This is a genomic window from Mesorhizobium escarrei (assembly GCF_935825525.1).
Lineage (GTDB): Bacteria > Pseudomonadota > Alphaproteobacteria > Rhizobiales > Rhizobiaceae > Mesorhizobium > Mesorhizobium escarrei.
The window spans coordinates 75,298-93,577 of the sequence record NZ_CAKXZT010000035.1; the positions used below are offsets into that span (position 1 = coordinate 75,298).

Below are 18,280 nucleotides of genomic sequence, written 5' to 3' on the forward strand. Positions count from 1 at the left end.
GCCGTCTGGAAAGCAAATGACCTAGCAGCAAACAGGCAAATTCGACCCGCTTTGGTCATCGGAGAGTTCACGACCAAATGGCAGCAATGCGCCACACATCGGTCGTTTGGGTCACTGCTGCCGGTTGCCAAAAGCTTGCGGCGAACACTTTGCAGCCTCGCGATTGCGCCATGGGTACACGGGATAGGCATCTCGGCCGCCTGACTGCGCTTTGTTGCTCTAAATCGCCGCGGGACATACGAGAGACAAAGTCGCCCGGAAGAGTTACAGGTGAGCGAATGCCGATTCAAAACGAGCCAACCCGCATATGCCTATCACCGCGCTAGATCGACTCAGGGGAAACGACGCCTCCCGGTGGAGTCATATCGCCGCCGCCGAACGCCGTAGCATAGAGTGCTTGGAGGTCTTGGCCCGTATCGCAAACGACCTGCTACCGACCGACGAAGGTAGCTTCGTTGTGTTCGGCTCTCTAGCGCGCGGTGAATATACCGCAGGTAGTGATCTCGACTGGACCGTCCTGATTGACGGGCGCGCCGACTCCTTGCATTTGCAGATCATACACAAGCTCAAGACCGAGCTCGAGAAAGCTGACTTCAAGATCCCGGGACCAACTGAGGTGTTCGGCGGTCTAATCTTCAGCCATGACCTGGTCCATGCCATCGGCGGCGACGAAGATACTAACAAGAATATGACCCGGCGTTTACTACTGCTGTTAGAGTCGGCCCCGATCCATGCTGCGGGCAGCGTCGAGACCCATGCCCGCATAGTGCAGGCTATCCTGAATCGCTATGTCCAAGAGGACGCCAGTTTCATTGGCAGCAACAAACGTGCTGACAGGATTCCGCGTTTCCTCTTAAACGATGTGGTGCGTTTCTGGCGCACTATGGCAGTCGATTACGCGAACAAGTACCGGGCCAGAGGCGGTCAAAAGTGGGCGCTACGAAATATAAAGCTACGGATGTCGAGGAAGTTGCTCTTCGTCTCCGGCTTCTTCATGTGCCTATCTTGGGCACTGCAGGACCACGCCCAAAAAAGCGACGATTTCGAGATCCAAGATCTCGTTGATCATCTACTGGCTTGGACCCAACGCTCTCCATTGGTCTCTCTAGCAGGCGTGGTAGAGCGATATGCGCCGGAATTGGCGTCCGACATCTTCGATAATTACGATTCCTTTCTCGCTGTTCTTGACGATGAGATCCGTCGGACCAGGCTTGAGAATTTGTCTCCGGACGAAGCATACGAAGATGAGGTCTTCTTGGAAGCGAGGGGTGTGGCGACGAAGTTCGATGAAGCACTGACCAAGCTGTTGTTCGAAGCGGACGCCGGCGTTGCCAAGCTGGTACAAAAATATGGGGTGTTCTGATGCCGACGATCGGCTTCTCCACGGGCGCAATCGCCCGTGACGATTTCGCGACTGCACTTGATCTGCTGGCACCCACGCGCGCCTCTGCGGTAGAACTCTCCGCGTTACGAACCGCAGAACTGCCGGCGTTGTTGGCCGCGTTGCCGGGATTGTTACCGGGGTTGAAAAAACGATATCGCTATGTGAGTTTCCACGCGCCCACCAATTTCGACGACGAACGTCCGATGGTTCAGCAACTGAAGACTGTCGCGGATATGGGGCTGAATGTGGTTGTCCATCCCGATACGATCGGCGACATCCCTATATGGCGGGCGCTAGGGTCGCGTCTTTGTCTGGAAAACATGGATTCTCGCAAACCAGCCGGCCGCACAGCAGAAGAATTACAGCCATTCTTCGACATGCTCCCAGATGCTAAATTGTGCCTGGACATTGCTCACGCCCGGCAGGTCGACTCCTCCATGACCGAAGCGGTGCGTATTCTGCGACGGTTCGGCGGCCGGCTTGCTCAATTCCATGTCAGTGAAATCAATAGCAAAGGTACACATTTTGCGATGTCGTTCGCCGCCAAGCGCGCGTACGAACCCTTCGCAATGGTCTTGTCCCGTACTCCAGTTATCATTGAGTCCATGGTGACGCGGGATGCGATCGTGCGCGAGATAGCCGAGACGGAGAAGCTGCTGGCCAGCCATCGGTATGCCGCCGCCCACACGGCCGATGGCAGGATCAGCCCAATTCAGCCCGCCGAGTGAGCAATATTGGTAAGGGCGTGCGCGTTGGGATGACCTTGGTCAATCGGTCTGGGAAGCGGATACTGCCGGACCAGCCGGTCAGATTTGTTGAGGTTAGGAGCCGCGGTTCGATCAAATTGGCCACGGCTCTCACTAGGATAAACCTGATCGGTCCGAAACGTGGTCCGTGGTGCCGATTTACTTCCGAAATGGCCGCTCTGCAAGCGAACCCACGGTTAAGGCGGGACGTGTATCAATATTTCTGCGCGGGCGCATAGGCCACCGCAGCCAAATCATCCTTCGTATATTTCGACCAGGTCACCGCAAGTTCGCCCGAAAGCTCGCCCAGCCGGACCTTCAGGTTTTGCAAGCGTTCGCCGTCATTGAGTACTCGCAGGGTGTCGGCCATAACCAGTGTCGCGGCCACCATGCCCACGAAAGGCACAGCGACTGACTTCCCAGCATATTCGATAATGCCACAACGGTCGCGCTTCAGGCGGCGATAGGCAGGGTTTTCTTCAGCCGCTTTCAAGATCGCTTCTTCAGCATCTGCCTTCTCGGCGGCCGAAAGCACCGGCCAGATTTCGACCGCCGCGCGCGCATTCGGCCATGTCCGGAAGCTAATCGAATCGAAGTTAGTCGCGGTGCCGCCGAGCCCGCTATCAACGACACGCCCGAAACTGGCTCCGACGAGAAGCTGGCGCGCCTCGTTGTTGTCGAAGCCACTGAGCGCAAGTGCTGGTTCGCCATCGAGCCTGCGCGTGTGCTTATCGAAGCGCCGTTCGACAAGGCGGCTCTTGATGCCGAACCGCTCCAGCCAGTTCGAGCACACCCGCGTCTTTAGCCTGCCGATGTCGCGGCTCCGGAACAGCACGCCGGTTTCGGTATTTGACTTTTCGACCTTGTCGAAGTCCAGCAGGTACAGAAGTACATCGGTAGGATCGGCGAAGGGGAGCGTCGCCAGCGCCCACAGATAAGCGTTGCCGAGATGCCCCAAACCTAGCAGCCACGCCTGCTTTGGCAGCGCGGTCACGACCGGTCCGACGGCTTCGGGATTTGTGTGGCCGAGGTCGGGGCGCCACAGCGAAAGACCCACGACGCGTTTTCCAGCCAAAAGGTCGATGCCCGCGAAACCTAGGAAAGTCTCCGAAACGGCGAGGGCGGCAGCGAGAATGGGCGCAAGCGAGCAATGCTCGCGTTCCGCATAGCGACTCAGAACGTGCTGCGGACCGGTTACAGCCACCCAACCGTCGAACGTTACGCGTGTGGCAGCCCCGTCGTGGGCAGCATTGCCGAAAAGAACAAGCCGACCACCATCGGTCGGCGTCATGTTGCGGTTTCCAACTTCCCTGGCAAGGGCGAACCCAAGCGTGGCTCTCCCTGGTGCTCCAACCAGGGCCGGCGCGCTCAGGACGGAGTCCGGCGCGTCCACGCGGACAGCGCCCGGAAAGCACCGGGCTGCCAGACGTACCGCGGTCAAGGCAGCCAGTTGAAGCGACCTTGAGGCGGCGACATCTTCGCCCAGCTTCATTGTCACCGCAAACCCGCGTCGCCGGGCGAGTACCTTCCCGGGATCATCGCCGTTACGATCGACGAGCAGCTTAGAAATTCGCGAAATGCTTGCCATGTGCGCCCCTACCAAAAGATCAAGCGCAAGCGATCTGATTGACCGCCTCGGTCATGCCGCCGCCAACTGTAGCTGCCCATATATTCGTGTACCGCATTGCTAGTCCGAAGCCACTTTGGCCCCGGCGCCAGCGACGTGCGCTCTTGGTGTGAACGGTCGGGACCGTTGGAATGACTGGCATGCGGCGCGAAGCTGCCGTTTGCGTCGTGGAAAACGTACGTCGGCTTCGGTTCAGACTTTCCCGTCCCCACCGGACTTTGCAGCACCGAGACAGGCCCATCACGCCCAACACCGTAGACAATATCGCAGGGTTTCCGAATGGGGGGAAAGGCGGTAGCGCTCTCCCGACTCGAACCCCCATGGTGGGCGAACGTGTCAGATAATCAAGTTTGTCCCACAGCGTGGCTGGACCTCCCAATCTCTTTCATAAGCACGCGCAATTCGGCCGGTGGAGCAAAGACAGAAAGTTCGAAAAGCTTCCAAGAACCCCAGGCAAACCGGATGCCCGTGAATAGCGTGGTTTCACGAACTTCTTCCATCACTGCAGAGGGTGCATCCCCGCCGATTTGCCGCCCTCGCTGTCCGTTTTTCACGACGACGACCACCAAGCACTTCCATCAAAGCCCATAACAATGCTCTCATGCCATGAACGAGCGTGAGCAGCCGTTCACGTACCTATGACGCAGCGCTGAGCCTTCGCTGATTCCATGCCTGTCAAGGTGCTTTGACTCGTGGCCGCAACCCCACAGTAAGGAGGGAGTCACTCATGGATGGCGTCAGATATCTGACCCCGGAAGAAGTAGCAGAACGCTATCGTGGGGGGATCTCTCTTGGCACGCTAAGAAACTGGCGTTCGATGCGCATCGGGCCTAGCTTCGTTAAGATCGGCAAAGCCGTTCTCTACCCTATCGCTGAACTAGATGCTTCGGACGAACAGAACCGCGTCGCTTGTCGTGCGTCAATGCCACTCATCGAGAGCTTGGATGATCAACGGTGATGTTCCTGTTTGCGCACTCGCTACCTACCCCAATTACCAGCACCGTCTGTGGGCATGGTCAATATTTGTTAATAGAATCAATTGGTTATGAGTGGAATGAGCCTGCCGCATAATGATCCCGCTCCATACCCGTCGGGTATTCTGGATCACGTTGTGTCACGCTCGATCGAAATTCGCTGTGAAATGAGGGACCTGAGAATCTCTTTCACGCCCACCCAGCTGAGGGCCGCGCCCGCCGAGAGATGCGCGACCCTCCTCGCGCGCGTCCCGCATACGGCGACCCGGCGCCGTGATGGCGCATTGGAAGAGGTTTCACTCGATGAAATCGTACCCTGCGATCTTGTCCTGATCCGGCAGGGAGACGTCTGGGGGCGTCGGCAGGCGCGGCGGGCATACTCAAGGGCACACTCCGCCTACGCGAAGAATCTGGTGCCATGGTCGGTGGTCAGCCGTCCGCTGGAGCGGCGAAGCACCAACCGTTGCCCGCGCAAAAGTGCATTTGTGAATGGGGATGTGCCGCGACCCAAGAGCCACCTTCTCGGCAGTCCGCTGGGAAAGGCCGGCACTTGGCCTCGGGTCTGTTTCAGGGCCTGCTTACGGAGAGTCGCCGACCGTGCCTGAGAACAACACCGAACCGCGCTCCTCTTGGCGACACCGCGCACGACTAGAGCACGACTTACCTAGCTGTAGCATAAAAACGCACGACAGATTATAGCTTGGCCTCACGAATGCGCCTTCTTGCGAAACCGCGCCTTCTTGGCTTGGTCGCCGCATGTTGTCATTGAACACCAACGGCGAAGTCCAGGTCGCGACTCGTCGACGAAAAGTCCTTGGCATTTTGGATTGGCACAAATTCTGATGCGGTCGCGAAAGCTCCCGGAGAACAGATCGACGGCATCGCGCGCGACGCGCGACAAGGCCGCCTCGACGCCGCCTGCGACCCATCGCACAGAAGCCGCGTCTTCCGACAACTGAGGTATAACCTCGACCGACGCTGCAACATTGACTTGAGCGATGTCAGACAGATCGGGAGATCGCCTCGTGGCAATAGACTCACCAATTCGCTGCAGCGATTCCCTCAGGGAGATTGCTTTGGCAAGCTTCTGCTCATCCACCGCCGGAGCCCTGTCAAGCAATCCGCTTTCCACGCACCATCTCCCCAGATCCTCCGGAGACCGCATGCGCTCAAAGGGTTGCGTAGACCCCCTGTCACCGAGCGTTGCCGGAAGGGTGAAACAGAGGCGGGTGTCGCGAAAACGAAAGTCTTCCTTGCTACGATGTGTGACGTCATTTTCCATCATAGCACCAGTTTAAGTGGTGTTCGTTGATTTGCCAAGAGAGAATCACTTGCGCACCGGTTAAAGCGGTGCTATCGACGGGTTCAAGGACGGATAATCCTTCAATGATGCGAGGTGACGATGTGTGAGTTCGTGGTGGTGGTTTCTAACCACGTGAAACCGGGGCATGAGGCAGAATATGTCGAACTCGTCACGCCCGTTCTCGACGCCATGCGCCATGAGAAAACCTTCATCAACACAGTCCTCAATCGAGATCCTGAGGATCCCACCCGTTTCATGCTTTATGAAACCTGGGCCGACAAGGCGGACTTCCTGGAAGTGCAGATGACCAGGGAGTACCGAAAAACCTATGAAGCGCGCCTACCCGAAATCCTGAGGGCGCCAAGAGTGATGCAGTATTGGGAACCGATAAGGGAAGACTTCGCTTTCTTCGCGCCGCGCGGTGACGCCCCGAATGGCTGACTTCCAGACTTCATCGGTGGATTTCTCCCCCTACCGCTGACGCCTGCCCGGTAACCTGGTTACCGGGCTTTTTTCTTGGTTGATGATGCTGGTTGGGCGACCGCGCTACTGTGCCGTGTAACCGCCGTCGACGATCAACGATGTGCCGGTGACAAAACTCGCCTCGTCGCTGGCGAGGAACAACGCCCCGTTGGCGACTTCTCGCGGCTCGCAGCCACGGCCAAGCGGCGTCATGGCAACAACGCGGCCCGTGATCTCTTCAGACTGTGCTCGTACCATCTCCGTGAGTGTCAGGCCTGGGTGAAGCGCATTGACCCTTATCCGGTCTTTGGCGAAGCTCACCGCGCCACAACGCGACATATTCACAACCGCAGCCTTCGACGCATGGTAGGCAATTGCGCTCGGTACCGCGACCAGGCCCCAAGTGGACGATACGTTGACAATAGAGCCGCTTCCGCCGCGTCGCATCGCCGGCACCACCGCGCGCATCCCGATCCAGACAGCGGTCTGGTTGACGTCGATTTCCCGTTGCCACGATTCCATCGTCTCGGCCTCGATGGTATTGTGGCTAATGATACCGGCATTGTTGACAAGAATGTCTAGCCTGCCAAACAGCGTCGTCGTCTCGTCGACCAAGGTCGCCCAGGATTTCTCATCGGTGACGTCATGCAGGAATGGCGTAAGCTGCCCGGCAGGCCAATCCTCGACATGGAGGTCTGCCGCGACCACGCAGGCACCCTCTTCGGCAAACCGGCGCGCGATGGCGAGCCCAATGCCGCGCGCAGCACCCGTAACGATGGCGACCTTGCGCGCCAGCCTCATTTCGAGCGCGCGCCCGATTTCTGAACGGCGTTTGCGGAAATGGAAAAGTCCTCTCTGAAGAAATGATCCATCAGGCGTCCCTTGTGCGGGTCGGGATTGAGCTCGAACTCGAATATCCAATAGGAGGAACAGCCATGAGCCGTGAAGGGATCGGTGGCCAGAATGTCCAGCATTGCCTGTCGATCCTGCGCCGCCATGATGTTGACGCCGCCGGTACCAGGAACTTGCCGGCCTGTGGCGATCGTGCGCCCGTTTCTGTCCTGTTCTTTCAGCCACTCGATATGGGCGGGAAGGTGGATATCAACCTCTGCAATCGGCTTTCGATACTGACTGATGCAGACAAAGATATTGTCGCCTTTGCTGGGCATGAAGCGTCCTCCGCTAAATTGCTGCTAAACCGGTATAAATGGGGCAGTTAGGGTCTACTGAGCGAGATAGCCGCCATCGACCGCAAGACTTGCACCGGTAATGAAGCTTGCATCATCGGACGCAAGGAAGGCTACCGCGGCAGCAATTTCGGTAGCGCGGCCTAGCCTTCCCATCGGCGTTCGCGTCAGGCTGGCTTGGGTAAATTCATCCGCCTGTGAGCGCACGAGATCGGTGTCCGAAATTCCGGGAAGCACCTCATTCACGCGGATGCCGTGGGCCGCATACGTGATGGCGGCGTTTCGGGTCATTTGGGACACTGCTCCCTTGGTGGCATGATAGGCGATCGCCCCAGCAACCGCTACCACGCCTAGCGTGGATGAGACGTTGACAACCACCCCATTGCCTCGGAGCAGCATCAGCGGCAGAACATGACGCAGCCCCAGCATCACACCCGTCTGGTTGACGGCGATCGCCCGGTTCCAATCAGCGAGCTCGATTTCGTGTGCCGCCGGATAGATGTTGATGCCGGCATTGTTGACAAGGATGTCGACCTGGCCGGCTTCGGAGGAAACGGTAGCAACCGCGGCAACCCATGCTTTCTCGTCGGAGACGTCTAGCCGCAGCGCCCTCAGACCTGTCTGCTGAGGCGCATTCAGGTCCGCCGCATAGACTTGCGCGCCTTCCGAGGACAACAAGTGAGCGATTGCCGCGCCAAACCCCCGTGCGCCTCCGGTAACAATGGCGACGCGACCCTTGAACCGCATAGAATCACTCCATCTCTTGTCGAGACTCGCCCGGGGCGACAACGCCCCCGGGCGAGCCGGTTTGCCTCACGTCAGGATGCAAGCCCGAGATCCTTGAGCGACTTGCAGGTCCGCCTTTCGAGTGGTTGACCGAATTTGTCGGCGGTCTCCCTGGTGATCATCTCAGCCTTCAGCTCCAGCCGTTCCGGAACCGCCTCGCCCTTGGTCAGCCGGTCGATGATTTCAACAGCGGTGCAGCCCATCTGAAAGCCGGAGAATTCCGCCGAAGCCAGCAACCGACCGGCCGATACGGCTTGCACGCCGTCGATCGTTCCGTCCATGCTGACGACTTGGGTGCCGCTGTGTCCGGCCGATTCCATCGCTTCGATCGCGCCCAAAGCCATGTTGTCGGATGCCGCGATGACACCGTCTATTTCTGGAAATTGCTGCATCAGATTCTCCATCACCTGGAGAGCCTGGAGCCGTTGATAGTTTGCGGCCTGAACGGCCACCACCTGGATCTGTGGATAGGATTTCAAGGTTTCCTGCGCGCCAGCGGTGCGATTGTCGCTGGTTGCTGATCCCTTGATGCCCTCAATGATGACAATCTTGCCCTTGCCGCCAAGTTTCTCGGCAAGGATGCGGGTGACATCGGCGCCCATCTTGTGGTCGTCATAAATCACGTAGGAATTGAAGTTGCCGTCACCCATATCGATGAAGTTGACGATCGGAATGCCGGCCTCCCGAACCTTGTCGACCGATGGCTTGAGGCCCTTCGTATCAACCGGAACAAACACCATGCCCTTGGGTTTGCGCGTGATGGCGTCCTCGACCTGAGCGATCTGCTCCTGAAAATTGTTCGGTCGTGTTGGGGCGTATTGAACGGTCGAGTAGCCTAGACCCTTGGCGGCGACATCGGCGCCGACGCGGGCTTCCTCGAAAAACGGATCGACCTTGTTCTTGGTGAAGACGGCGATCTCACCCTTGTCCTGGGCCATGGCGCAGGAGGCTGAGATGGCTAGAAGAATTACCGAGGCTAATGCAGTTTTCATTTTCTCTCTCCGTCTCCCACTCTGGATATTTTTTATGGTTATTGACCAACGCCGCTAGCTGCGACGTCGATTGAGAAAGGCGTCGGCAAGCATGGCTCCAACAAGGACGATACCTGTTGCGAAAGGCTGCCAAGCGGAGCCGATCGTCAGCAGGTTCATCGCATTGAGGACGATCGTAAGCAGAAGCGCGCCAAGCGCCGTGCCCAATAGCGTTCCAGTGCCGCCGAACAGCGACGTGCCGCCCACCAGGATTGCCGCGATCGATGGCAGCAACAGCGGGTCGCCCATGCCTGGGTCTGCCGAGTTCACACGGCCAAGGGCGACTACGGCTGCCAGTCCAGCGCATGCTCCGCTGGCCACGTAGACGCAGATCAGGTTGCGCCGCACAGGTATGCCGGCAAGTGTAGCCGCTGCGCGGTTGGCTCCCATCATGACCATTTGCTGACCAACCGTTGTCATATGCAGCACGACACTGCCGGCGAGCGCGATGGCGATCATAATCAGGATCGGCACGGGAATGCCGAGCAGAAATCCGCTACCCAGGAAGCGGAACTCGCGGGGAAAGCCGGTGATGGGAATGCCGCCCATGTAATAGAGCGCCCCACCAGACAGAATCCACAGCATGCCGTAGGTGACGAGGAATGGGGGCAATCTCAGCCCCGCCACCAGAATGCCATTTGCCAAGCCTGCCGAGATGCCTATGGCAAGTGCTGTTGCTATGCCAAGACCAGAGGATCCAGTTGCGTGCATGACCCCGGCCGCAACGCACGCCGACAACGTCAGGATGGCACCAACGGAAAGGTCGATGGCACCGGCGATAATGACGAGTGTCGCGCCGGCCGCGATCAGGAACAGCAGGCTTGCCTGCCGAAGAACGTTGGTGAAATTGGCGACGGACAGGAAGTTTTCGTTCAACAGCGCTACGCCCGCACACAGCACCGCCAAAACAACAAAACGGGCAATGATGGAGCGCAGCTCCGGATCGAGCGGTGCGCCGGCGTCACTGCGGAAAGTGCGAATGGCCGACATCTCTGTGGTCTCCGTCATGCTCAAACACTCCTCTCGCTGGCCAGTCTCTCAACCAGCAGGACGGCAATCACCAAGGCGCCGATTGCGACCAGTTGCAGAGACGTGTCGACACCGATCAGGTTGAGACCATTGCGCAAGACGCCGATGGCCAGCACACCAAGGACAGTGCCAAACAACCAACCATTGCCGCGTTCGAATGATGTACCTCCGAGCACGACTGCGGCGATCGCATCGAACTCCATGCCCAGCGCAATCGTGGGATGACCTGCGTTCGTGCGCGCGATCATGCACAGAGCCGCGAAACCGGCTGTTGCTCCGGAAATCGCAAAGACGGCGCCGTGAACAAGCCGCACGCTGACACCTGAAAGACGCAGGGCCTCGGCATTGCCCCCGACCGCAATCACATAGCGCCCAAAGGTGGTGCGGTAGAGCACCAAGTGGAAGATGCCGTACGCAGCGATGGCTATCAGGACCAACACCGGCAGACCGAAAAAGCGGAACGCGGAAAATGCCTCGATCTCGGGTCCAAGTCCCGACACGGCGTTGCCGTCGGCAAGAGCCAGCGCCAGACCTTGTGCCATGCCCAACGTACCCAGTGTCACGACAAAAGGCGGCATACCGAGGTTTGCAACGCAAAAGCCGTTAAGAATGCCGAAGAGCAATCCCACTGCCATCGCCGCCAAGGTAGCGACGGGAATCGAATAGCCGGCCACCAGCAACAGCGCCAGGACAACGCCGCATAGGCTAAGCAACGCACCGGATGAAAGGTCCAGGCCCTCGGTCAGGATAACCAACGTCATGGGTAACGCGATCAGGAGCAGTATTGAGCTCTGCAGGGCGATATTGACGAGGTTGTGTGGCGACAAGAACCCACCCGCAAACACGCCGAAAAGCGGGACCAGGATAATTAGAACCACGCTCGCGCCCAGCGCCTTGGACGACAAAAAGTTGAGGGAGCGACTGCCCCGCAGCCTCGATATGCGCGCAATGTCAGCTATCATGATGCACCGCCAGCTTCATGATGGCTTCCTCGGTCAAATGAGCACCGGACAGCTCGCCTCGCACCGTGCCGCTTTGCAGCACATAGACGCGATCGCAAAAGCCGACGACTTCTGGCAGTTCGGAACTGATCATCAGAATCCCGCACCCTTCAGCGGCAAGACCTTCGACGAGCTTCAAAATCTCAGCCTTGGCGCCGACATCGATGCCGCGCGTCGGTTCGTCAATAATGATGAGCCGGCGGTTTCCCTCGATCGGCAGCCACTTGCCGATAACCACTTTCTGCTGGTTCCCGCCGCTGAGAGTCCGCACCGGCTGACGGGTCGAACGTGTCGCTATGCGCAGGCGCTCGATGAGACCACGTGCTACCCCGGCAGCCCTGCGGCGCGAGCGGAAGCCGTGCGGAAAGATCTTCCAAAGGGCGGGAAGCGTGAGATTGTCACAGACTGATTTGGTCAGCGCCAGTCCATGCTCCTTCCGGCTTTCCGGCACAAAGGCTATTCCGGACCGCACAGCACGAACCGGGTCAGCAGGGAGCGGTAGCTGGTGGAGAAGCACTTCACCGCCGGTGCGTCTGTCCAGTCCGAAAACCGCCCGTGCGAACTCGGTTCGCCCCGATCCAACAAGACCGGCAAGACCGACAACCTCGCCGCTGCGCACGACAATATTCATGTCGACCAGTCCGGCCGCGGAACAAAGTGCCCGCGTTTCAAGAATGACTTCGCCAGCCACGAACCGCTCCAGCCGCTGATAGAAGGATCCTACAGTCCGTCCGACCATCGCCTTGATCAGCAGTTCGGGAGTCGTTGCATCCGGAAGCGTGGTCAGGATTTTCCGACCGTCCCGCAGAATGGTCACCCGGTCTGCCAATTCGAAGACCTCGCGCATTCGATGCGAGATGAACACGATCGCCACGCCGCGACGCTTCAGATCGCCGATGATCGCGTGGAGGTTCGTAGCGTCCCGCTCCGATATGGAGGCCGTCGGCTCATCCATAACCAATATGCGCGATCGATGCGCGAGCGCCTTGGCGATTTCAACCAACTGCTGCCTGGCCGTGGTGAGGTTCGCGACTTTACCGCGTGGATCGCCGTCGAAGCCAACCAGTTCGAGGGCACGTCGCGCCGTTTCGCGCTGAACCCGACGGTCGATCGATCCGGGGATCAAAAACCTTGGCTCACGCCCCAAAACTATATTCTCTTCGACCGTAAGGTGGGGAACAAGTGCCAATTCCTGATGGATGACGCTGATGCCGGCGCGGCGGGCATCAGATGGTCCGCCAAGCGCCAATCGATTTCCATCGAGCAGAATTTCGCCTGCATCGGGCGCGTAGATTCCCGCGAGCGTCTTGATCAGCGTCGACTTGCCGGCGCCGTTCTCACCAAGCAGGACATGGACTTCGCCAGCATAAATCTCGAGATCCACCTGCGAGAGCGCCTGCATCTGGCCGAATGACTTGCTGACCCCGTTGAGCACCATCATCGGCCTGGGCGTATCGGCGCGCGCGGCCGACAAAACCCCGACGTCGGGGGCAGCGATGCCGCTGCCTATTCCGACAGGCCCTTCAGAGCCGGATTCTTCCAACATGAGTGAACTCCTCCCTTGACGCGCAGCACCGACTTGCACTGTTCTGCCAATCGGCCTCCCCTGGCCGGTCTGCCCGCTGTTATTTTTCAATCGGGCTCTTCGACATTACAATGCGACAAGCAAAACGCACGCGACGAGCAAAACAGCCGGATACTCGAGCCTCAGCCACTCGCGCGTACGCAGCAGCGAAACGATGACACCGACCAAGACGACCCCTCCTATCGCCGCCCCAGATCGTTGGCCGTGCGGCCAAAACAACATCGCCGCCGCCGAGATTTCGATCAATCCGACCGCTATGCGCATGAAGGCCGGATAGCCCCACTTGTCGAATTCCGCGCGCACAAACGCAGGCCCGGTCAAATTGAGCGCGCCGGCCCACACGAAGACGACAGCCAGCAGCGCGGCAAGCCCCCCGACAACTGTCATGTGTTGCCCACCGAAGTTGAGGATCTCGGAAAGACGGCGATCATATCGAGCTCAACGCGAGCGCCCTGGGTCGAGAGCTGGTTGATGCAGATTGTGGTGCTGGCGGGCTTCCAGTCCCCGAAATACTCCTTCAGAACCGCGACCATGCCGTCCTGATCACGGATATCCGTCAGGTACTTCGTTACTTTGACCACATCGCTCCACTGAAGCCCTTCGTGGCGCAAGATAGTTCCGATGGTCTCCATGGCGAGGCGCGTCTGATCGCGGATGTCGACAGGATGGTTGTGCTCATGCAACTCATGAGGATGCTTGTGATAGAGTGGGGACGGCGTCGCGCCCGAGATGAAAAGAAGGTCACCGGGGCTCTCAACGCGTATCGCCGGAGCGTAAGGCATGTCGACATGCCGTTCAGGAATGGTCTGAACCTCAACCACGTCCGCATTGGACGGCGAGGACCTGAAACCCGGCTGCCTTACCACGCGACACCTCCAAAAAATTCGCCCGCAATGCATAGCGAGCAATCCATCGAACCTGGCGATAGGTAAGCGCATTTGCGTACACGTTGTCAACCTGTATTAAAGGTGCCAACTTTATTGCCCGGGAAACGGATTCCGGGAAAAGTCTTACCATTCACGACGTGTGCAAAACCTCTTGCATAATTTTGACACCCATTATACTGGTGCCAAATGGAGCGTTAGGAGAACAGGCCAATGATCATCGAGAGCGAGGAGAGCGTCACGGCTGCTGTGCTCGATGCCATGGCGTCAGCAAGCAGCCCACGTTTGGTGAACGTGATGTCGGCCCTGGTCCGACACCTTCACGCCTTCGCGCGTGAGGCCGCGCTTTCTGAAGATGAGTTTGAGATCGGTATCGACTTCCTCAATCGCATTGGTCAGGCAACGAACGATCACCATAACGAAGGAATTCTCTTTTCCGACGCCATCGGCTTGTCCTCTCTCGTCTGTCTCTTGAACAACGGGCGTAGCGGGGCCACCGAAACCGCGGCAGCACTGCTTGGTCCATTCTGGCGAATGAATTCGCCAGAAACGCACAATGGCGGCAGTATCCTTCGTTCGGACACGCCTGGCCCAGCGCTGTTCGCAAACTGCTCCATTAGCGACCCCAAAGGGAATCCGCTCACCGGAGTCGAGGTCGATGTCTGGCAGGCTTCACCGGTCGGTCTCTATGAAAACCAGGATTCCACGCAGGCCGATATGAACCTGCGCGGCAAGTTCCGGACCGATGCCGGCGGACGCTTCTGGTTCCGTTCCGTCAAACCTGCGGGATATCCTGTTCCAACGTCCGGTCCGGTGGGCGACCTGCTGCGAGCGCAGAACCGTCACCCCTACAGGCCGGCGCATCTGCATTTCCTCGGTTTCAAGCCGGGATACAAGACACTCATCACCCAGGTTTTCGTCGACGACGACACGCATCTGGAGAGCGACGTCGTGTTCGGGGTAACGCGCCACCTTATCGGCGATTACCGCAAAGGTGTAGGCGCTGCGCCCGACCCCGACGTAACAGGCGACTGGTATAGCCTCGACTATGCGTTCGTCATGGAACCCGGCGAAGCGAAGCTTCCTGTTCCGCCAATCAAATAGTCTCGAATAAGGATCCGATCGCGATGAATTCATTGACGAGCGAATGCTCCACACAGACCTCGAGAGACGTTCATCGAGCGCTTTTTCCCAAATCGTTGACGGGCAAGATCGCACTCGTCATGGGAGGCGCGGGCACCATTGGGGCTGCGACAAGTCGGCTTTTTGTCCAGGCTGGTGCCAAAGCGATCGTGACGCATCTGGAAACCGAGCGGGACACCAAGGCTGCGCGAGATATCGTGGCAGCACTGGGCGACGCCCATTGCGATGCATTGCCCGCAGACATTGCCGACACCCGATCGCTGCTTAAGTTGAAGCAGGTGATCGAGCAGCGCTACGGAAGGCTCGATGTGCTTATCAATGCGGCCGGCTATACCGTGCCAGTTCCGCACGGTGATCTCGATGCGCTGACCGATGACCTCATCGATCGCATGTTCACGGTCAACTGGCGAGGTCAGTTCGCGGCGATCAGGACGTTTGCTCCGCTGCTCAGGGCATCGGGCGATGGGCTGGTGGTTTCCCTGTCGTCCATTGCCGCGTTCACGGGCGTGGGATCATCAATAGCCTATTGCGCGGCCAAAGCTGGTATCGATGTGATGACAAAGGCGCTGGGCCGAGCGCTGGCCCCCCAGGTCCGGGTGCTCGCTGTTTCGCCGGGTGTGGTGGACACACAGTTCGTGCCGGGACGTGGCCAAGATTTTAACGCTAAGGTTGCCGCCTCCACACCGCTCGGCAGAATTGCCGAAGCAGATGATATCGCGGCCGCGATCCTCGCTTGTGCAACCATGCTGACCTATTCGACCGGACACACGATCCAGGTCGATGGTGGCCGTGCATTGTAAGGGTGTGTGTCGGATGCGCTCTCCCCTCCCGAAGGTGTTTATCACATGTGCCGTGACGGGCAACCTCACATCCCCGTCGCAGACCCCCCATCTGCCCATAACGCCTGAGGAAATCGCCAACTCGAGTTTGGCTGCGGCAGATGCCGGTGCGGCCATCGTTCACCTCCACGTGCGCGATCCGATTTCCGGGGCGCCTTCCATGGATATCGCGATTTACCGGGATGTCATCGACCGCATCCGATCCAGGAATTCACAGCTAATCATCAACCTGACCACCGGCCCAGGCGGACGATTCGTACCTTGGGAATCAGATCCCAGGGTTGCCGGTCCCGGCACCACGCTGCTTATTCCGGAAAAGAGGGTGGAGCACATCGCAGCATTGAAGCCGGATATCTGCACACTCGATCTCAACACGATGAATTCTGCTGGCCAGGTCGTCATAAACACGCCAGCCAATGTCCGGCGCATGGCAGCAGTGATCAACGCGGCTGGCGTAAAGCCTGAACTGGAACTGTTCGATTCCGGCGACATTGCCCTGCTGCATGATTTGGTGAAGGACGGGACGCTCAGCGGGCCTTTGCTGACTTGTTTTGTCCTTGGTGTGCAGTACGGCTTCCAACCGAGCGCAGAAACTATTCTCTACGCGCGCAACCTCTTGCCTGAAACCGCCTGCTTTACCGCGATCGGCATTGGCAGGAGCGCCTTTCAGGCGGTCGCACTTTCCTACCTGACCGGGGGCAATATCCGCGTCGGTCTAGAGGATTCTGTCTATCTCGAACGTGGCGTCCTGGCGCAGTCCAACGCAGCGATGGTCGCGAAGGCGCGGCGGATCGTCGAAGACTTGGGCGGCCAGGTCGCCTCGCCCACCGAGGCACGCGCGTTGACTGGCTTGTCGCCCTTGCCTGCCTGACCCCCAAATCCTTCGCTGCCATCCGATCCTTTTGATGCCATGGAGATGAATATGAAACCTGCTGGAAGCTGGCCAACGCAAGGGGTTGAGGCGCGGTCGCTGCGCATTGAGCGGAAAGTGTCAAACTATGCCGAAATCGCGCTTCCGGTTGCCAGCTGCAGACTGCGCGCGCCCAAGGACCACGAAGTTATCGTCGAGGTGCTAGCGGCTGCCGTCAATCCGTCAGATGCCAAGGCGGCGACCGGCCTCATGCCATACGCAGTCTTCCCGCGCACGCCAGGTCGTGACTACGCTGGCAAGGTCATAGCCGGCCCAGAAGCGCTCGTCGGCCTCAAGGTGTTTGGTTCGTCTGGCGACCTTGGTATTCGCGTTGACGGCAGCCACTCGAGCCACCTTATTGTCGAGGCCGATGCCATCGTCCCTGTCCCTGAAGGATTGACCATGCAGGAAGCTGCCGGCATCGGCGTACCCTTCGTCACCGCTTGGGAGGGACTGTCCCGCGCGGGGCTTCCGGCATCGGCCGATACCGTTTTGATCCTGGGCATCAACGGCAAGGTCGGACAGGCTGCCGCACAGATCGCCTCGTGGCGCGGAGCTCGTGTCATCGGCGTTGTGCGGCGCGACGAGGGCTATGTGGGCCACTCCAACGGCCCGGTAGACATCATCAACGCCGCCCACGACAACGTGCCAGCGCGCGTTCGTGAGCTGACAGCAGGGACCGGAGCCAGCATCGTTTTCAACACAGTGGGCGATCCCGCCTATGACATGGGCCAAGCGTCCATGGCCGCTGGCGCAAGGGCGATCTTCATAGCGGCCGTTGAGCGGCTTGTGACATTCGATATCTTGGCTTTCTACAAAGGCCGTCACACCTATGTCGGTATCGATACGATCGCCCTTGGATCGGTAGCGAGCGGGGCGATCCTAAGGCAACTCGTACATGGCTTTGCGACAAAGGCTCTCAGACCGTTTCCGATCCTGCCCCACGCGATGCACCCCCTTGACCGCGCTTATGACGCCTATCAGCTGGTCATGGGCTCATCTCGAGACCGCGTCATCCTCATGCCGCAGGGCTTCGATCCGTGCACATAACACGGTTCGAGGTGGCCCCAGTCTACCAAACAGCCGGCCACGACCATATGACGATGGTCAGGCTGCAGGGCCGCGAAGCGGGGCCCGCAGATCAACTGTGGCTCGGTGTGTCGACGATAAGGCCTGGCGGCGGCACTACGCTTGATGCGTCGCCTGCCGAAAAATTTTATGTCGTTCTGGCCGGACAAGTGTTGGTGTCCAACGGCACAGAGGAAGTGGTCGCCATGGGATTCATGCCGCTTTGCGCCTGGCGAGGCTAGGAAACTGCGCAACATCTCCGGCACCGACGCGTCCATTCTGTTGGCAACGCCGTTAGCCGGCCGCTAGCCAGGCGAAGCT

The 18,280-nt window shown here is 59.0% G+C and carries 21 protein-coding genes; 9 read left to right on the forward strand and 12 right to left on the reverse strand.

Features of this window, described 5'->3' with window-relative positions:
* Positions 1–406: 406 nt before the first annotated feature.
* Both NMG80_RS02955 and NMG80_RS02960 read left to right on the forward strand, forming a co-directional pair.
* Positions 407–1,363, forward strand: coding sequence for a nucleotidyltransferase domain-containing protein (locus NMG80_RS02955; RefSeq protein ID WP_254016756.1), 957 nt, complete (start codon positions 407–409; stop codon positions 1,361–1,363).
* Positions 1,363–2,112, forward strand: coding sequence for an apurinic/apyrimidinic endonuclease family protein (locus NMG80_RS02960; protein WP_254016757.1), 750 nt, complete (start codon positions 1,363–1,365; stop codon positions 2,110–2,112). Before NMG80_RS02955 ends, NMG80_RS02960 begins: the two co-directional genes overlap by 1 nt.
* Positions 2,113–2,344: 232 nt before the next feature.
* On the opposite strand, the gene NMG80_RS02965 is transcribed toward NMG80_RS02960, so the two are convergent.
* Both NMG80_RS02965 and NMG80_RS02970 read right to left on the reverse strand, forming a co-directional pair.
* Positions 2,345–3,718, reverse strand: a complete 1,374-nt coding sequence (locus NMG80_RS02965; RefSeq protein WP_495664003.1) for a ThiF family adenylyltransferase — start codon at positions 3,716–3,718, stop codon at positions 2,345–2,347.
* Between the two features lie 383 nt (positions 3,719–4,101).
* Positions 4,102–4,323, reverse strand: a complete 222-nt coding sequence (locus tag NMG80_RS02970) for a hypothetical protein (protein WP_254016759.1) — start codon at positions 4,321–4,323, stop codon at positions 4,102–4,104.
* Positions 4,324–4,484: 161 nt separating this feature from the next.
* On the opposite strand from NMG80_RS02970, the gene NMG80_RS02975 reads away from it, so the two are divergent.
* Positions 4,485–4,715, forward strand: coding sequence for a helix-turn-helix transcriptional regulator (locus NMG80_RS02975; RefSeq protein WP_254016760.1), 231 nt, complete (start codon positions 4,485–4,487; stop codon positions 4,713–4,715).
* 722 nt (positions 4,716–5,437) lie between these two features.
* On the opposite strand, the gene NMG80_RS02980 is transcribed toward NMG80_RS02975, so the two are convergent.
* On the reverse strand, positions 5,438–6,016 hold the full coding sequence (locus NMG80_RS02980; protein WP_367185910.1) for a CGNR zinc finger domain-containing protein: 579 nt from the start codon (positions 6,014–6,016) through the stop codon (positions 5,438–5,440).
* Positions 6,017–6,133: 117 nt separating this feature from the next.
* Here NMG80_RS02980 and NMG80_RS02985 point away from each other — a divergent pair, with 117 nt between their 5' ends.
* Entirely contained in the window at positions 6,134–6,475 is a 342-nt protein-coding gene (locus NMG80_RS02985; RefSeq protein ID WP_254016762.1) for a putative quinol monooxygenase, read from the forward strand.
* 105 nt (positions 6,476–6,580) lie between these two features.
* Here NMG80_RS02985 and NMG80_RS02990 read toward each other — a convergent pair whose 3' ends face one another.
* The 9 genes from NMG80_RS02990 to NMG80_RS03030 form a co-directional block, all read right to left on the reverse strand.
* Positions 6,581–7,297, reverse strand: a complete 717-nt coding sequence (locus tag NMG80_RS02990; protein ID WP_254016763.1) for an SDR family NAD(P)-dependent oxidoreductase — start codon at positions 7,295–7,297, stop codon at positions 6,581–6,583.
* Positions 7,294–7,665, reverse strand: a complete 372-nt coding sequence (locus NMG80_RS02995) for a YciI family protein (protein ID WP_254016764.1) — start codon at positions 7,663–7,665, stop codon at positions 7,294–7,296. The genes NMG80_RS02990 and NMG80_RS02995 overlap by 4 nt, the downstream gene beginning before the upstream one ends.
* Positions 7,666–7,719: 54 nt before the next feature.
* Entirely contained in the window at positions 7,720–8,430 is a 711-nt protein-coding gene (locus tag NMG80_RS03000) for an SDR family NAD(P)-dependent oxidoreductase (protein ID WP_254016765.1), read from the reverse strand.
* Positions 8,431–8,501: 71 nt separating this feature from the next.
* Positions 8,502–9,461, reverse strand: coding sequence for a sugar ABC transporter substrate-binding protein (locus NMG80_RS03005; protein ID WP_254016766.1), 960 nt, complete (start codon positions 9,459–9,461; stop codon positions 8,502–8,504).
* 54 nt (positions 9,462–9,515) lie between these two features.
* Positions 9,516–10,508, reverse strand: a complete 993-nt coding sequence (locus NMG80_RS03010; protein ID WP_254016767.1) for an ABC transporter permease — start codon at positions 10,506–10,508, stop codon at positions 9,516–9,518.
* Between the two features lie 2 nt (positions 10,509–10,510).
* Entirely contained in the window at positions 10,511–11,491 is a 981-nt protein-coding gene (locus NMG80_RS03015) for an ABC transporter permease (protein WP_254016768.1), read from the reverse strand.
* Complete coding sequence (locus tag NMG80_RS03020) at positions 11,481–13,076, reverse strand: sugar ABC transporter ATP-binding protein (RefSeq protein WP_367185911.1); 1,596 nt, start codon at positions 13,074–13,076, stop codon at positions 11,481–11,483. The genes NMG80_RS03015 and NMG80_RS03020 overlap by 11 nt, the downstream gene beginning before the upstream one ends.
* 105 nt (positions 13,077–13,181) lie before the next feature.
* Entirely contained in the window at positions 13,182–13,502 is a 321-nt protein-coding gene (locus tag NMG80_RS03025) for a DoxX family protein (RefSeq protein WP_254016769.1), read from the reverse strand.
* A complete protein-coding gene (locus NMG80_RS03030) occupies positions 13,499–13,981 on the reverse strand; it encodes a RidA family protein (RefSeq protein WP_254016770.1) in 483 nt (160 codons plus the stop codon). Before NMG80_RS03030 ends, NMG80_RS03025 begins: the two co-directional genes overlap by 4 nt.
* Positions 13,982–14,212: 231 nt before the next feature.
* On the opposite strand from NMG80_RS03030, the gene NMG80_RS03035 reads away from it, so the two are divergent.
* The 5 genes from NMG80_RS03035 to NMG80_RS03055 are packed head-to-tail and all read left to right on the forward strand — an operon-like array spanning position 14,213 to position 18,201.
* A complete protein-coding gene (locus NMG80_RS03035; protein ID WP_254016771.1) occupies positions 14,213–15,103 on the forward strand; it encodes a dioxygenase family protein in 891 nt (296 codons plus the stop codon).
* A 23-nt stretch (positions 15,104–15,126) separates the two neighbouring features.
* Positions 15,127–15,942: an SDR family NAD(P)-dependent oxidoreductase gene (locus tag NMG80_RS03040; RefSeq protein WP_254016772.1), complete on the forward strand. Its 816-nt coding sequence runs from the start codon at positions 15,127–15,129 to the stop codon at positions 15,940–15,942.
* 13 nt (positions 15,943–15,955) lie between these two features.
* Positions 15,956–16,852, forward strand: a complete 897-nt coding sequence (locus tag NMG80_RS03045) for a beta-keto acid cleavage family enzyme (protein ID WP_254016773.1) — start codon at positions 15,956–15,958, stop codon at positions 16,850–16,852.
* Between the two features lie 51 nt (positions 16,853–16,903).
* Positions 16,904–17,941: a quinone oxidoreductase family protein gene (locus NMG80_RS03050; RefSeq protein WP_254016774.1), complete on the forward strand. Its 1,038-nt coding sequence runs from the start codon at positions 16,904–16,906 to the stop codon at positions 17,939–17,941.
* Positions 17,932–18,201, forward strand: a complete 270-nt coding sequence (locus NMG80_RS03055; protein ID WP_254016775.1) for a cupin domain-containing protein — start codon at positions 17,932–17,934, stop codon at positions 18,199–18,201. Before NMG80_RS03050 ends, NMG80_RS03055 begins: the two co-directional genes overlap by 10 nt.
* The last annotated feature ends 79 nt before the right edge of the window (positions 18,202–18,280 follow it).

Coding starts and splice junctions, on each gene's coding strand:
- NMG80_RS02990 (WP_254016763.1), bottom strand. CDS start 7,297: ATGAGGCTGGCGCGCAAGGTCGCCATCGTTACGGGTGCTGCGCGCGGC.
- NMG80_RS03035 (WP_254016771.1), top strand. CDS start 14,213: ATGATCATCGAGAGCGAGGAGAGCGTCACGGCTGCTGTGCTCGATGCC.
- NMG80_RS02995 (WP_254016764.1), bottom strand. CDS start 7,665: ATGCCCAGCAAAGGCGACAATATCTTTGTCTGCATCAGTCAGTATCGA.
- NMG80_RS03010 (WP_254016767.1), bottom strand. CDS start 10,508: ATGACGGAGACCACAGAGATGTCGGCCATTCGCACTTTCCGCAGTGAC.
- NMG80_RS02965 (WP_495664003.1), bottom strand. CDS start 3,718: ATGGCAAGCATTTCGCGAATTTCTAAGCTGCTCGTCGATCGTAACGGC.
- NMG80_RS02985 (WP_254016762.1), top strand. CDS start 6,134: ATGTGTGAGTTCGTGGTGGTGGTTTCTAACCACGTGAAACCGGGGCAT.
- NMG80_RS02980 (WP_367185910.1), bottom strand. CDS start 6,016: ATGATGGAAAATGACGTCACACATCGTAGCAAGGAAGACTTTCGTTTT.
- NMG80_RS03005 (WP_254016766.1), bottom strand. CDS start 9,461: ATGAAAACTGCATTAGCCTCGGTAATTCTTCTAGCCATCTCAGCCTCC.
- NMG80_RS03040 (WP_254016772.1), top strand. CDS start 15,127: ATGAATTCATTGACGAGCGAATGCTCCACACAGACCTCGAGAGACGTT.
- NMG80_RS02960 (WP_254016757.1), top strand. CDS start 1,363: ATGCCGACGATCGGCTTCTCCACGGGCGCAATCGCCCGTGACGATTTC.
- NMG80_RS03020 (WP_367185911.1), bottom strand. CDS start 13,076: ATGTTGGAAGAATCCGGCTCTGAAGGGCCTGTCGGAATAGGCAGCGGC.
- NMG80_RS03045 (WP_254016773.1), top strand. CDS start 15,956: ATGCGCTCTCCCCTCCCGAAGGTGTTTATCACATGTGCCGTGACGGGC.
- NMG80_RS03025 (WP_254016769.1), bottom strand. CDS start 13,502: ATGACAGTTGTCGGGGGGCTTGCCGCGCTGCTGGCTGTCGTCTTCGTG.
- NMG80_RS03015 (WP_254016768.1), bottom strand. CDS start 11,491: ATGATAGCTGACATTGCGCGCATATCGAGGCTGCGGGGCAGTCGCTCC.
- NMG80_RS02975 (WP_254016760.1), top strand. CDS start 4,485: ATGGATGGCGTCAGATATCTGACCCCGGAAGAAGTAGCAGAACGCTAT.
- NMG80_RS03000 (WP_254016765.1), bottom strand. CDS start 8,430: ATGCGGTTCAAGGGTCGCGTCGCCATTGTTACCGGAGGCGCACGGGGG.
- NMG80_RS03050 (WP_254016774.1), top strand. CDS start 16,904: ATGAAACCTGCTGGAAGCTGGCCAACGCAAGGGGTTGAGGCGCGGTCG.